This window comes from Variovorax sp. CCNWLW235 (genome assembly GCF_037204085.1).
In the GTDB taxonomy this organism is placed as follows: Bacteria; Pseudomonadota; Gammaproteobacteria; order Burkholderiales; family Burkholderiaceae_C; genus Variovorax.
This window is the reverse complement of the sequence record NZ_JBBCBW010000027.1, coordinates 1-12,651: the sequence shown is the minus strand read 5'-3', so window position 1 is coordinate 12,651 and position 12,651 is coordinate 1. Positions and strand designations below refer to the sequence as shown.

Sequence of the window (12,651 nt, the reverse complement as noted above, 5' to 3'; positions counted from 1 at the left end):
GTGGGTTGAATCTACCGCTTATTTTGAAGCGGATTTGATGCGATGCCCGGCTGCAGGCCGCACGGGAACAGCCCTCAGAAAAGACTGCCCTGCCCCGCCGCACCGGGCGGCCGAAAGGCGCCCAGGTCGAGCGGAATGCGCTCCCGGTTGAAGCCGATGCGGTTTGCCGCCTTCTCGAAGCGCTGGCGGATCAGGTCGGCCCAGAGGCCGGTGCCCTTCATGCGCGTCGCAAAGTCGGCGTCGTAGTCCTTGCCGCCGCGCATTTCGTGGATGCGCGCCATGATGCGGTCGGCGCGCTGTGGGTAGTGCAGCGCCAGCCATTCCTTGAAGAGCGGCGCCACCTCCCACGGCAACCGTATCACCGTGTAGAAGGCGCTGCGCGCACCGGCCTCCCAGGCCGCTTCGAGCACCTGCTCCATGTCTTCGTTGACGAACGGAATCTGCGGCGCCACGCTCACGCCCACCGGCACGCCCGCCTCGGCCAGGGTGCGAATGGTGCGCAGTCGCCGATGCGGCGCGGCCGCGCGCGGCTCGAGCTTGCGGGCCAGTTCGCCGTCGAGCGTGGTCACTGTCACGTACACCGCGGCCAATTGCTGGGCGGCCATGGGCGCGATCAGGTCGAGGTCGCGCTCGACCGCGCTCGACTTGGTGACCAGCGCAAAGGGGTGCCGTGTTTCTTGCAGCAGCTCGATGATCGAACGGGTGAGCCGCAGCTCGCGCTCGATGGGCTGGTAGCAATCGGTGGCGGTGCCGATTGCGATGTGGCTGGGCCGGTAGCCCTTGCGGCCGAGCTCGGCGCGCAGCACCTCGACGATGTTGCGCTTGGCAATGAGCTTGGTTTCGAAGTCGAGCCCCGGCGAGAGATTGAGGTAGCTGTGGGTGGGCCGCGCAAAGCAATAGATGCAGCCGTGCTCGCAGCCGCGATACGGGTTGAGGGAACGGTCGAACGACACGTCGGGCGACTCGTTTTCGTTGAGCACCGACTTCACGTCTTCGAAGCGCACCTCGGTCGCCAGCGCAGGCAGGTCTTCCGCTTCGGCGGCGCCTTCTTCGAGCGTGCCCCAGCCGTCGTCGAAGGCGTTGCGCTCGTCGCGTGAAAAGCGGTGTGCCAGGTGCGTGGCCGCGCCGCGGCCCTTGATGGCGTGAATGGGAATGCGGGCAGCCGGCATGGCAGTTCCTTTTCTCAAGTCAAATACTGTTTATTTGTACAGTATTCCAATCAGGCGGCTTGCGCAAACGAATCTTTATTTCTCTATTGACAGAAATTTCTAAAATCCTAGACTTCGAAACATGGAACTCACCGACATCCAACGCAAGTTCGTCCTCCACTGGGGCGAAATGGGCTCCATGTGGGGTGTCAACCGCACGGTTTCGCAAATTCATGCGCTGCTGTTCGCCCATGGCAAGCCCATGCATGCCGAAGAGCTCTCCGACACCCTCGGCGTGGCCCGTTCCAACGTGAGCAACAGCCTGAAAGAACTCCAGGCGTGGAACCTGGTGCGCGTAACGCACATCCTCGGCGACCGCCGCGACTACTTCGAAACCAGCGTCGACGTGTGGGAGCTGTTTCGTACCGTAGTGCGCGAGCGCAAGGAACGCGAGTTCGATCCCACCATCCGTGTGTTGCGCGAAATCGTCTCGAGCCCCGACTTCCAGAAGGAGCCCGCCGATGCGCAAGACCGCATCCGCTCCACCATGGACCTGATGAGCAAGCTCGCCACCTGGGCCGACGAAATGCTGCGGCTCTCGCCCGGCACGCTAGACAAGGTGCTGACCTTGGGGGCCAGCGTGCAGAAGTTCGTTCGCGGCGATGCACCTCTGGCAGCGCCCGCGGCACCGAAGAAGAACGACGACGACCCGGATGCCCATCACGCCAGCCTGCCAATGATCTGAGCTTCTCTTTTTTTGCCCATTCATTTCTGTTTTGACAGAAATAACGAAACAAAAACCATGCACCCTGCTGTCACCTACCCTCTCACCGTCTACTACGACGCCACATGCGCCCTTTGCACGGCAGAGATGAACGGCATGAAAGCGCGTGACGCCGCCGGGCACCTGCAACTGGTCGATTGTTCGCCGCCAGGCTTCAATGCCGGGCCTGCGCCGCGCGAGGCGCTGATGACGGCAATCCACGCGGTCGATGCCGCTGGGCAGGTGTTCGCGGGTGTCCCGGCCATCCGAGCTTGCCGCGACGCCGTCGGGCTGCCGAGCGGCAGCTTCCTGCTCGACCTGCCGCTCGTCGCGCCGCTGGCCGACCGCGCCTATGCGGTGCTTGCGCGCAACCGCTACCGGTTGCCGCGCTGGCTGGTCACGCTGGTCGCCGGAAAGGCCGCGCGCTCGTCGGCCTCATGTGCGGGCGGCAATTGCCGAATCTGAAAAGAAAAAGGAGCTCTTCGTGCCCAATGTTTTCCAGCCCGATTTCCGCGCGGCGCAGACACCTGAAGCTCCGCTGTCCAACCCGGCCATCACACGCGCGGACACGCAGGACTACTTCACCGAAGTGGCCGACGACTACCGCGCATGGAGCCCCAGCTACAACATGCACTTCGGCTTCTGGCGGCTCGGGCTCAATCCGCTGCGGCGCGAAGGCATGCTCGTGGAGATGAACCGAGCGGTCGGCCGCGCATTGGAGCTCGATGAGCCCGATGCTGCCAATTCGAATCAGGAGGCGGCACGACCCCGGCGCTGCGTGATCGACCTGGGCTGCGGCGCCGGTGCCACCGCGCGTACGCTGGTGAGCGAAGACCCGTCTCTGTATGCCGTCACCGTTACCAACGTGGCCGTGCAGAACAGCATCGCCGCCCGGCTCGACGCCCGTGCCGGCGTGGCCGATCGCATGGCGCACATCGAGGCCGACTACACCCGCACCGGCCTGCCCGCGGCGCAAGCCGACGGCGCCTGGGCGGTGGAAAGCGCCTGTTACGCCAGCGGCACGGCCAAGGCCGACTTTGTGCGCGAGGCGGCCCGCCTGCTGAAGCCCGGCGCGCGGCTGGCGGTGGTCGATGGCTTTCTGCTGCGGCGCCAGCCCGGCCGCATCGCCGGCTGGCTGCACCGCCTGTGGGCCGACAGCTGGGCCGTGCCCACGCTGGCCGTGCAAGAAGACTTTGTGGCCGCGCTGCGCGACAACGGCTTCGAAGACGTCAAGGTGCAGTCGCTGCGATGGCGCGTCGCGCCCAGCGCACTGCACATTCCGGCGCTGGCCACGCGCTTTGCGCTGGCCGAACTCTGGAAGGCGCGCGGCAAGCTGAGCCCATGGCGCCGCAAGCACATCGTGGCCAGCTACTGCGCCCTTGTGCTGGGCGTTTTCTGGCGCGACTTCGACTACTGCATGGTGACCGCCAGGCGCAGCGGCTGACAACAAGCGCCACCGAAACAACAAGACAGCAAACACAACGAGGAGAAGAAACCTTCATGAGCACCGAACCCGAAGAAGCCGCACCCCGCGAGTTGCCGCCCACCGCGACCAGCGCCGCAGAAATGCAGGAGCCGCCAATACGCCGCATGCCCTTCGCATGGTTCTGGCCACTGCTGGTGGGCGCCGCGGCCGCGTTCGTGCTGCGCATCGCCTTCAGCGGATTGCCGGGCCAACGCTTCTCGGCCATGCTGGGCTCCTTCATCTACCTTGCCCCCGCGGTGTGCGGTGCCGTCACGGTCTACATGGCCGAGCGCATCGAGCGGCGCGGCTGGGGCTACTACATCTGGGCACCCTGGGTTGCCACCGCGCTGTTCGTGGTCGGTACGCTGCTGGTCTACATCGAGGGAATGATCTGCGCCATCGTGATCGTGCCGATGTTCGCCTTCATGGGCAGTCTCGGCGGGTTGGCGATGGGGCTGGTCTGCCGCGTTACCAACTGGCCCAGGCCCGCGCTCTACAGCTTTGCGGTTCTGCCGCTGCTGCTCGGCGCCATCGAGCCGCAGTTGCCCAACCCGGAGCTGATCTCGAAAACGTCGCGCACGGTCTTCATCGCCGCACCCGCCGAGCGCGTGTGGCATGAGCTCAACGATGTGCGCGACATTCGCCCGACCGAAGTGGGCGACGCTTGGGCGTATCGCATCGGCGTGCCCATGCCGGTGGCAGCCGTCACCGAGCAAACGCCCGAAGGCCGCGTGCGCAAGGTGCAATGGCAGAAGAACGTGCACTTCGACGAGATCGTTACCGACTGGCAGCCGCTGCAGCGCGTGGAATGGCGCTATCGCTTCTCGCCCGACTCTTTTCCGGCCGGTGCGCTGGACGACCACGTACTCATCGGCGGCCACTATTTCGACCTGCGCGACTCGGCCTACACCCTCACCCCGCGCGAGGGCGGCACGGAGCTTCGCATCGACGTTTCGTGGCGCGTAAGCACGCGCTTCAACTGGTACGCCGACCGCGTGGCGCACTTTCTCCTCGGCGATTTTTCCGAGCACATCCTGCGCTTTTACAAGGTGCGCAGCGAAGCAACCGCGGCGGCCGCATGAACGACAGCCGGCCCGTCTTCCAGCAAGTGCTCGGCCCTGCCTGGGAGCGGCTGGGCGAGGTGATCCGCCGCCACTACACCATGGCGCCGTTCTCGAATGCCCACGTGTGCGTGCGCGGCACCATGGACGAAGTGCACCACGCCCCCTGGGCAAAGCTGCTCATGCCCTTTGGCCGCCTGTTCGGGGCGCTGGTTCCCTACACCGGCACCGGCGTGCCGATCGATGTGCACTACCGCTGCCGGCCGGACGACGCCCTTTTGTACTGGGACCGCGTCTTCCGCTTCGAAGGCCGCGCGCCGTTCCACTTTCGTTCGCACATGGCACATGTGGCAGAGCGCGGCAACGAGGTAGTCGAATACGTGCGCTTCGGCATCGGCATGCGCCTGGCCGTGAGCGCGGAAGAAGGCGCGCTGGTGTTCCGCGACAAAGGCTACATCTGGCGCCTTGGCAAATTGCGCTTGCCGCTGCCGCTGGGCCTGCTGCTGGGCACGGCCTACGTCGAGGAGCGGCCCGATCCGGCCGATGCCGACGGCTTCACCATGAAGATGGTGCTGCGCCACCGTTGGTTTGGCGATGTGTTCCGCTACAGCGGGCGCTTCAGGTTAGGGCCACAATGAGCCGATATGCCGCGCCGCCCTGAAAACCTCTATCCGCAATACCACGCCCACGTCTACTTCGGCCCCGACACGGTCGCACAGGCAAGGCAGCTGTGCGAGCGCGCGGGCCGCGAGTTGATGGTGGTGGTCGGCCGGGTGCATGAGCGCCTGGTCGGGCCGCATCCGCACTGGAGCTGCCAATTGGCGTTCGACGCAGCCGAGTTCGACCAGGTGATCGAATGGCTGGAGGCCAACCGCAACGGGCTCGACATTTTTGTGCACGGCGTCACGGGCGACGACCTGGCCGACCACACGGCGCATGCCATGTGGCTCGGCGAGGAAAGCGCGCTCGACCTGCGGATGTTCCGGCACTAGGCGGCCGGACGCTCAAAACTCCGCGTCCAGTTCGTCGATTTCCTCGGGTTCCTGCTTCGCGGCGGCCACCCACTCCTGCATGGCGGGCAAGTCCATCACGCGCTTGCAATAAGAGGCGCAAACGGAGTCCAGCGGCACGTCGTAGCTCAGAAAGCGCGTGACCACCGGCGCGTACATGGCGTCGGCCATGCCGGGCTGCTTGCCGAAGAGGAAGGGGCCGCCGTAGGTCTTCAGGCATTCGCGCCAGATGGCGACGATGCGGTCGATGTCGGCCTGCGCGCGCGACCAGATCTTGAAGCCCGGAAACCGGGCCTTGATGTTCATCGGCAAGGCGCCGCGCATCGAGGCAAAGCCCGAATGCATTTCGCCGCAGATCGCGCGGCAATGCGCGCGGGCCTGGATGTCGGCCGGCAGCAGCCCGGCCTTGGGCTTGATTTCGCTCAGGTATTCGCCAATGGCCAGCGTGTCCCACACCTTCACGCTGCCGTGTTGGAGCGAAGGCACCAGCATCGACGACGAGAGCAGCAGCATCTCGGCCTTCATGGCCGGATCGTCGGGCGGAATGATCTTTTCGCTGAAGTCCAGCCCGGCCAGCCTGCACATCAGCCAGCCCCGCAGCGCCCAGGCGCCGTAGTTCTTGCTGCTGATGGTGAGAACGGGTTTGGCCATCGTGGGTCTCCTTGGCGGGTCTGCCTAGCTGCCGGGTTGGCCCCCATGTCCGTGCAAGGCCTGTGCCACCGCTTGGCCCGCAACTTGCCTGTACTACTTATATGTTGTACCGGGCCTACCAGAACCAAGCCGACCTGCTCTCGCCCTCCCGGCTCGCAGCCCAGTACCTCGGCCAGGCACTCTGGAAGGACGGCACCGAGCGCACCATGGTGCGGCGCATGGCCGCCCAGTTCGAGGTGTTTTCGCGCATGCGGCTCACCCATTCACGGCCCGACTACGCCATTCACAGCGTTGTGGTGGACGGCGTGGAAACCGCCGTGCACGAAGAGAAAACACTGGTTTCGCCCTTCGGCACGCTGCTGCACTTCCGCAAGGACACAAAGGCCGTGCACCCGCCCGTGCTGCTGGTTGCACCACTGTCGGGCCACTTTGCCACGCTGCTGCGCGAAACCGTGCGCACCCTGCTGCGCGACCACGACGTGTACCTGACCGACTGGCACAACGCGCGCGACGTGCCGCTATGGCATGGCGGCTTCAGCCTGGACGACTACACGCTGCAGCTCATCCAGTTTCTGGAAGCGGTCGGCCCGGGCGTGCACATGGTGGCCGTGTGCCAGCCCTGCGTGGCCGCACTGGCCGCCACCGCCCTCATGGCCGAAGACGACAACCCCGCCACGCCGCGCAGCCTCACGCTCATGGCGGGGCCGGTCGATTGCCGCATCAACCCGACCGGTGTGAACAAGCTCGCCACCAGCAAGCCCATCGAGTGGTTCCGCCGCAACCTGATCAGCCACGTGCCGTGGCCGCATGCCGGCATGATGCGGCGCGTATACCCGGGCTTTCTCCAGCTTTCGGCCTTCATGAGCATGAACCCCGAGCGCCACAAGAAGCAGTTCGAAGACCTGGCCAAGCACCTGGTCGAGGGCGAAATCGATAAGGCGCGCACCATTGCCGCCTTCTACGAGGAGTACCTGGCGGTGAACGACCTGCCGGCCGAGTTCTACCTGGAGACGGTGGAGCGCGTATTCCAGACCTACGACCTGCCGCGCGGCGTGCTCACCGTGGGCGACCGCACGGTGAACCCGGCCGCCATCCGCCGCACCGCGCTGCTCACAGTCGAAGGCGAGCGCGACGACATCTGCGCGGTCGGCCAGACGGTGGCGGCGCAAGACCTGTGCACCGGCATCCGGCCCTACCTGAAGGTGCACCACCTGCAGGCCGGCGTGGGCCACTACGGCGTTTTCAGCGGCAGCAAGTGGAATGCGCAGATCTATCCGCGCGTGCGCGAAACCATTCACGCCGCGGCTGAGCTGCACTAGATCGACCCGGCCTCAGCGCCGACTTCAGCGCCTCGATCTCAGCGCCGACTCCGCGCGCCCTTCGCCGCCACGCGCCGCACCGCGGCTTCGCCGGCCTGTGGAAGCCGATCACGCAAAAACGCAATCAGCTCTTGCGCCGCCACGTTGCGCATCGGCCCCGGCAGGTAGGCCAGCACCACGCGCCGCTCAATGCGCGGCTTCGACAGCGGAATCACCACCAGCTCCGGGTCGCGCAGCGACGAGGTATAGAGCCGCGGCATGAGGCCCAGCGCCTGGCCGCTTCGCACCAGTGCATACAGCGTTTCGGAATAGCTCACGCGGTAGGGCTCGGGCCCCTGCTCGAACTGCGCACGGGCCGGGTTGCCGAGCGCCGGCATGCTGCCGCTTTCGAACAGCACCAGCCGCTCCTTGCCGATGGCCTCCCAGCTCGCGTCAGAGGCTGAGGCCAGCGCATGGTCACGCCGCACCACCAGCACCAGCGGGTCGCGGAACAGGTCGACACAGGCCAGCCCGCCCGGTGCCTCCGTGATGGCTGCAACCGCCATGTCGAGCTGGCCGCTGCGCAGTTCGGCCAGCAACACGGTCGAGGGCGCGTCCCGCCAGGCAATTTCGACCTCGCGCCGTCCGGTTTCGAGAAATTCGCCCGCAGCGGCCATGACGCGCCCGCTGGCCGACGGAATCACGCCCACGCGCACGAAAGCTCGCCCGCGCTGCACCGTGCTTTCGATGTCGCGCAGTGCCACGTCGAACGCATTGACCAGGAAATCGGTGCGCGCCAGCACCTCGGCGCCCACCGACGTGAGCTCCAGCCGGTGGGTGGAACGGGTCAGCAGCTCGGCGCCCAACAGTTTTTCCATCTGCTTGATGGCGTTGCTCAGCGCCGGCTGGGTAATGGCCAGCCGGCGCGCGGCGTGGCCGAAGTGCCCTTCTTCCACCAGCACCGAGAAGAACTGAAGCTGGCGCAGCGTGAGCGCCCTGAGCGGCGGAGAGGCCATGGAGTTGGGTAAGCGATTGATTCAGTGAATCAAATTATAGAAATTCAAAATTTTGCTTATGAGGCGCCGCTCCCTAGACTGCCCGGCATGACCCGCCCCGATCTGCCGCCCCTCACGCTGGAAGCCATGCTGCATGCGATGCCCAAGGTGGAGTTGCATTGCCACCTGTTCGGCACGGTGCGCCACGAAACCTTCAAGCAACTCAACCATCGCGCCGGTTCGCCGCTGGCGGCCGACGAAATCGAAGGCTTCTATACGCGTGGAGAAAAGCCCGTTGGCGTGCTGCGCGTGCTGCGCGCACTCGATGCGCAGCTGGTTCGCAGCCCGGGCGACCTGTACCAGCTGACGCGCGAATATTTGGAGGACGCCGCGGCGCACAACGTGCGCTACGCCGAGTTCTTCTGGAACCCGACGGGCACCGTGCACGGCTCCGGCATTCCGTATCCGGTGGCGCAGTGCGCGATCGTGCGCGCCATCCAGGACGCGCAGCAGGAGTTCGGCATCATCGGCCGCCTCATCGCCGCCATCGACCGCGAGGCCAGCCCCGAGGCTGCCGTCGAAATGGTGGAGTGGGTCAAGGCGCACCGCTGCGACGAGGTGATCGGCATCGGCATCGACTACCGCGAGGTCGACCGGCCGCCCGAGCTTTTTGCGGAGGCGTATGCCGAAGCCCGGCGCGCGGGGCTCAAGGCCACGGCGCACGCGGGTGAGTTCGGCATGCCCTGGACCAACGTGCGCACCGCGCTCGACACGCTGCAGGTCGACCGCATCGACCACGGCTACACGGTGGTCGACCAACCTGACTTCGCACGCGAGTGCGCCGAGCGCGGCGTGATCTTTACCGTGGTGCCCACCAATTCCTACTACCTGCGCACCCTGCCGCCGGAGCGCTGGGCGCTCGACCATCCCATTCGGCGCATGCCGGGCCTGGGCCTGCGCATCCACCCCAACACCGACGATCCGACGCTGCACAAGGTGACGCCCACGCAGGCCTGGCTGATGATGGTGCGCGACTTCGGCTTCGGGTTGGACGACTTGCGCGGCTTCATGCACAACGGGCTCGACGGCGCATGGATCGACGACACCCAGCGCCGCGAATGGCGCACCCAATGGAGCCAGGAGTTCGACGCGCTGCACGCCCGCCTTGTACAAGAACCGCAACCCGCCCATCCGCAATGAGCCAAGCCATGACCCAATCCGCCCGCCTTCCCCGCCGCACTCTTCTGGCCGCCACCCTGTTCTGCGCAATGCTGCCTGCCGCGGCACTCGCCCAGGCCGCATGGCCCGCTGCCAAGCCGATCACGCTGATCGTTCCCTACACGGCCGGCGGCAGCGTGGACGTCAACGCCCGCCTCGTCGCCACGCGGCTGGCCGAGCGGCTGAAGCAGTCGGTCGTCATCGAAAACGTGAGCGGCGCGGGCGGCGCCATCGGCGTGGCCAAGGCCGTGAACGCGGCGCCCGACGGCTACACGCTGGTGGTCGGGCCCGACAGCGCCATCGCCATCGGGCGGCTGGTCAACCCTTCAGCCTTCAAGTTCGATCCGCTCAAGGACCTGGCGCCGGTGGGCATGCTCAACACAGCGCCGATGGTGCTGGTGGCCCGCCCCGGCCTGGAAGCCCAGACCTATGCCGACTTCGTGAAGCTCGCCAAGGCCAAGCCCGGTGCCTACAACTACGCCACTTCGGGCGTGGGCACGGTGCTGCAGCTGGCGATGGAGCTCCTGAAGCAGCGCAGCGGCATCTTCGTGACCCACGTGCCCTATCGCGGCGGCGCGCAGATTGCCACGGACGTGATCGGCAACCAGGTCGACCTGGCAATGCTGGTCAGCACCAGCGCCATTCCGCATGTGAACGGCAACCGCCTGAAGGCGCTGGGCATTACCGGCGGCCAGCGCCTTGCCGCGCTGCCGAACGTGCCCACCTTCGGCGAGATGCCCGGCCTCAAGGGCTACGACATGGTGAGCTGGACCGGCATCTTCGCGCCCGCCAAGACCCCGCCCGCCGTGGTGGCGCGCCTCAACCAGGAGTTGAACGCGGTGCTGGCCGAAGACCAGGTGCGCAGCAAGCTCAACGAGCAAGGCGCCCTGCCCGGCAGCGGCACGCCGGAGCAATTCGGCCAATTCGTGCAGGCCGAATACGCCCGCAATCAGAAGATCGTGCAGTCGGCCAATATCAAGGAATAAGCTCGCCGGGCCGCGCGGGCGGCGCCGCCGCGGCTACTGCTCTTCGGGCCAGTCGCGGATGTAGGCCTTCAGCATCTTGTTCTCGAAGTTCTGGCTGTCCACCACCGCCTTGGCCACGTCGTAGAAGCTGATCACGCCCATCAGCATGCGCTTGTCCATCACAGGCATGTAGCGCGCGTGGCGCTCCAGCATGATGCGGCGAATTTCGTCGAGTTCGGTTTCGAGGGTGCACGTAACGGGCGCGTCGTCCATGGCCTTGCGCACGAGCGTGCCGCCCACCTGGCCGCCGTTGTCGACCAGGGCCACGATCACTTCCCTGAAGGTGAGCATGCCGACCAGGTCGCCGTGTTCCATGACCACCAGGGAGCCGATGTCCTTTTCCGCCATGGTCTTGACCGCTTCGGCCAGCAGGTCGTCAGGCGTGATGGTGAAGAGCGTGTTGCCCTTGACGCGAAGGATGTCGCTGACTTTCATCGTGTGCTCCTCTCGGAAATCGTTCTCGGCGGCGGTGCCGAATTGAATATAGCCCACAATCGGCGCCGACTCCCACGCCCATGATGCGCGCGCATGATTAGCAGACGTAACGGGGCATTGCGAACGAACCCAGAAAGGTGCTCATGCCCGGCTACTCCGACCCCGGATTCGATACTTTGGCGCTGCACGCCGGCGCCGCACCCGACCCCGCCACCGGCGCGCGGGCGGTGCCGATCCATCTCACCACGTCTTTCGTCTTCGAGTCGAGCGACCATGCGGCGGCGCTCTTCAACCTCGAGCGCGCGGGCCATGTGTACTCGCGCATCAGCAACCCGACCAATGCGGTGCTCGAGCAGCGCGTTTCGGCGCTCGAAGGCGGCATTGGCGCCATTGCCACCGCCAGCGGGCAGGCCGCGCTGCATCTCTCGATCGCCACGCTCATGGGCGCGGGCTCGCACATCGTGGCGAGCACCGCGCTCTACGGCGGCTCGCAGAACCTGCTGCACTACACGATGCGGCGCTTCGGCATCGAAACCACCTTCGTGAAGCCCGGCGACCTGGACGGCTGGCGCGCCGCGGTGCGCCCCGAAACCAAGCTCTTCTTCGGCGAAACCGTGGGCAACCCCGGGCTCGACGTGCTCGACATTCCGGCGGTGAGCGACATTGCCCACGAAGCCGGCGTGCCGCTGCTGGTCGACTCCACGCTCACCTCGCCCTACCTGATCAAGCCATTCGACTGGGGCGCCGACCTCGTTTACCACTCGGCCACCAAGTTCCTCTCGGGCCACGGCACCGTGATTGGCGGCGTGGTGGTCGACGGCGGCAGTTTCGACTGGGAGAAGTCGGGCAAATTTGCGGAGTTGACCCAGGCCTACGACGGCTTTCACAACATGGTCTTCAGCGAGGAGAGCACGGTCGGTGCATTCCTGCTGCGCGCGCGGCGCGAGGGCCTGCGCGACTTCGGCGCCTCGATGAGCCCGCACACCGCCTGGCTGATCCTGCAGGGCATCGAAACCCTGCCGCTGCGCATGGAGCGCCACATCGACAACACGCAAAAGGTGGTCGAGTTTCTCGCGAGCCACCCCTTCGTGTCGCGCGTGGGCCATCCGCTGATCGAGTCGCACCCGAGCCATGCACTGGCGCAGAAGTTGTTGCGCCATGGTGCGCGCGGTGCCGGCGCGGTGTTCAGTTTCGACATCAAGGGCAGCCGCGCGCAGGGCAAGGCATTCATCGAAGCGCTCAAGCTCTTCAGTCACCTGGCCAACGTAGGCGATTGCCGCAGCCTGGTGATCCACCCGGCCAGCACCACGCACTTCCGCATGACCGACGAGGCGCTGGCGGGTGCGGGCATTTCGCAAGGGACGATCCGGCTTTCCATCGGTCTTGAGGATCCGGCCGACCTGATCGACGACCTGAAGCGGGCGCTGAAGGCTGCTGAAAAGGCGAGGGTTTGAGGATGCTTTGTGTTCATGTTCGGCGCTTTTGGGTTCGGGTTCATTCGGGGCGCGCACCCGCCGACGGGGTACCTTGCTCCGCGAATGTCCCCCGGCCTGCGGCCTCCTCCTTTATTTCGCTGCGCAAG

At 66.0% G+C, this 12,651-nt stretch carries 14 protein-coding genes; 10 read left to right on the top strand and 4 right to left on the bottom strand.

The window, feature by feature from the left end:
• Positions 1-74: 74 nt before the first annotated feature.
• The gene (locus tag V9L21_RS22940; RefSeq protein ID WP_337315156.1) at positions 75-1,169 is read right to left on the bottom strand and encodes a PA0069 family radical SAM protein; all 1,095 of its coding nucleotides are present in this window, start codon (positions 1,167-1,169) and stop codon (positions 75-77) included.
• 121 nt (positions 1,170-1,290) lie between these two features.
• On the opposite strand from V9L21_RS22940, the gene V9L21_RS22935 reads away from it, so the two are divergent.
• From V9L21_RS22935 to V9L21_RS22910, 6 genes are read left to right on the top strand one after another with little or no spacing between them, the layout of a single operon-like run.
• A complete protein-coding gene (locus tag V9L21_RS22935; RefSeq protein ID WP_337315155.1) occupies positions 1,291-1,893 on the top strand; it encodes a GbsR/MarR family transcriptional regulator in 603 nt (200 codons plus the stop codon).
• A 57-nt stretch (positions 1,894-1,950) separates the two neighbouring features.
• Positions 1,951-2,376, top strand: a complete 426-nt coding sequence (locus V9L21_RS22930; RefSeq protein WP_337315154.1) for a thiol-disulfide oxidoreductase DCC family protein — start codon at positions 1,951-1,953, stop codon at positions 2,374-2,376.
• 19 nt (positions 2,377-2,395) lie between these two features.
• Positions 2,396-3,355, top strand: a complete 960-nt coding sequence (locus tag V9L21_RS22925; RefSeq protein WP_337315153.1) for an SAM-dependent methyltransferase — start codon at positions 2,396-2,398, stop codon at positions 3,353-3,355.
• A 56-nt stretch (positions 3,356-3,411) separates the two neighbouring features.
• Positions 3,412-4,458: an SRPBCC domain-containing protein gene (locus tag V9L21_RS22920; RefSeq protein WP_337315152.1), complete on the top strand. Its 1,047-nt coding sequence runs from the start codon at positions 3,412-3,414 to the stop codon at positions 4,456-4,458.
• Positions 4,455-5,075, top strand: coding sequence for a DUF4166 domain-containing protein (locus tag V9L21_RS22915; protein ID WP_337315151.1), 621 nt, complete (start codon positions 4,455-4,457; stop codon positions 5,073-5,075). The genes V9L21_RS22920 and V9L21_RS22915 overlap by 4 nt, the downstream gene beginning before the upstream one ends.
• A 6-nt stretch (positions 5,076-5,081) precedes the next feature.
• Positions 5,082-5,429: a DOPA 4,5-dioxygenase family protein gene (locus tag V9L21_RS22910; RefSeq protein ID WP_126747444.1), complete on the top strand. Its 348-nt coding sequence runs from the start codon at positions 5,082-5,084 to the stop codon at positions 5,427-5,429.
• 12 nt (positions 5,430-5,441) lie between these two features.
• On the opposite strand, the gene V9L21_RS22905 is transcribed toward V9L21_RS22910, so the two are convergent.
• A complete protein-coding gene (locus V9L21_RS22905) occupies positions 5,442-6,098 on the bottom strand; it encodes a glutathione S-transferase (RefSeq protein WP_337315150.1) in 657 nt (218 codons plus the stop codon).
• Between the two features lie 101 nt (positions 6,099-6,199).
• Here V9L21_RS22905 and V9L21_RS22900 point away from each other — a divergent pair, with 101 nt between their 5' ends.
• Entirely contained in the window at positions 6,200-7,417 is a 1,218-nt protein-coding gene (locus tag V9L21_RS22900) for a polyhydroxyalkanoate depolymerase (RefSeq protein WP_337315149.1), read from the top strand.
• A gap of 38 nt (positions 7,418-7,455) precedes the next feature.
• On the opposite strand, the gene V9L21_RS22895 is transcribed toward V9L21_RS22900, so the two are convergent.
• Positions 7,456-8,412, bottom strand: coding sequence for a LysR family transcriptional regulator (locus V9L21_RS22895; protein WP_337315148.1), 957 nt, complete (start codon positions 8,410-8,412; stop codon positions 7,456-7,458).
• An 87-nt stretch (positions 8,413-8,499) separates the two neighbouring features.
• Between V9L21_RS22895 and V9L21_RS22890 the strand changes: the two genes are divergently transcribed.
• Both V9L21_RS22890 and V9L21_RS22885 read left to right on the top strand, forming a co-directional pair.
• Positions 8,500-9,591 (top strand): adenosine deaminase family protein, encoded by a 1,092-nt coding sequence (locus tag V9L21_RS22890; protein ID WP_337315147.1) that lies wholly within the window; start codon positions 8,500-8,502, stop codon positions 9,589-9,591.
• Positions 9,592-9,599: 8 nt separating this feature from the next.
• Complete coding sequence (locus V9L21_RS22885) at positions 9,600-10,595, top strand: Bug family tripartite tricarboxylate transporter substrate binding protein (RefSeq protein ID WP_337315146.1); 996 nt, start codon at positions 9,600-9,602, stop codon at positions 10,593-10,595.
• Between the two features lie 33 nt (positions 10,596-10,628).
• On the opposite strand, the gene V9L21_RS22880 is transcribed toward V9L21_RS22885, so the two are convergent.
• Entirely contained in the window at positions 10,629-11,069 is a 441-nt protein-coding gene (locus V9L21_RS22880; RefSeq protein ID WP_126747450.1) for a CBS domain-containing protein, read from the bottom strand.
• 143 nt (positions 11,070-11,212) lie between these two features.
• On the opposite strand from V9L21_RS22880, the gene V9L21_RS22875 reads away from it, so the two are divergent.
• Positions 11,213-12,523, top strand: coding sequence for an O-acetylhomoserine aminocarboxypropyltransferase (locus tag V9L21_RS22875; RefSeq protein WP_337315145.1), 1,311 nt, complete (start codon positions 11,213-11,215; stop codon positions 12,521-12,523).
• Positions 12,524-12,651: the final 128 nt, after the last annotated feature.

Excerpts from the sequence above, each read along its gene's own strand:
- V9L21_RS22940 (WP_337315156.1), bottom strand. The coding sequence starts at position 1,169 with ATGCCGGCTGCCCGCATTCCCATTCACGCCATCAAGGGCCGCGGCGCG.
- V9L21_RS22935 (WP_337315155.1), top strand. The coding sequence starts at position 1,291 with ATGGAACTCACCGACATCCAACGCAAGTTCGTCCTCCACTGGGGCGAA.
- V9L21_RS22930 (WP_337315154.1), top strand. The coding sequence starts at position 1,951 with ATGCACCCTGCTGTCACCTACCCTCTCACCGTCTACTACGACGCCACA.
- V9L21_RS22920 (WP_337315152.1), top strand. The coding sequence starts at position 3,412 with ATGAGCACCGAACCCGAAGAAGCCGCACCCCGCGAGTTGCCGCCCACC.
- V9L21_RS22915 (WP_337315151.1), top strand. The coding sequence starts at position 4,455 with ATGAACGACAGCCGGCCCGTCTTCCAGCAAGTGCTCGGCCCTGCCTGG.
- V9L21_RS22910 (WP_126747444.1), top strand. The coding sequence starts at position 5,082 with ATGCCGCGCCGCCCTGAAAACCTCTATCCGCAATACCACGCCCACGTC.
- V9L21_RS22905 (WP_337315150.1), bottom strand. The coding sequence starts at position 6,098 with ATGGCCAAACCCGTTCTCACCATCAGCAGCAAGAACTACGGCGCCTGG.
- V9L21_RS22900 (WP_337315149.1), top strand. The coding sequence starts at position 6,200 with ATGTTGTACCGGGCCTACCAGAACCAAGCCGACCTGCTCTCGCCCTCC.
- V9L21_RS22895 (WP_337315148.1), bottom strand. The coding sequence starts at position 8,412 with ATGGCCTCTCCGCCGCTCAGGGCGCTCACGCTGCGCCAGCTTCAGTTC.
- V9L21_RS22890 (WP_337315147.1), top strand. The coding sequence starts at position 8,500 with ATGACCCGCCCCGATCTGCCGCCCCTCACGCTGGAAGCCATGCTGCAT.
- V9L21_RS22885 (WP_337315146.1), top strand. The coding sequence starts at position 9,600 with ATGACCCAATCCGCCCGCCTTCCCCGCCGCACTCTTCTGGCCGCCACC.
- V9L21_RS22880 (WP_126747450.1), bottom strand. The coding sequence starts at position 11,069 with ATGAAAGTCAGCGACATCCTTCGCGTCAAGGGCAACACGCTCTTCACC.
- V9L21_RS22875 (WP_337315145.1), top strand. The coding sequence starts at position 11,213 with ATGCCCGGCTACTCCGACCCCGGATTCGATACTTTGGCGCTGCACGCC.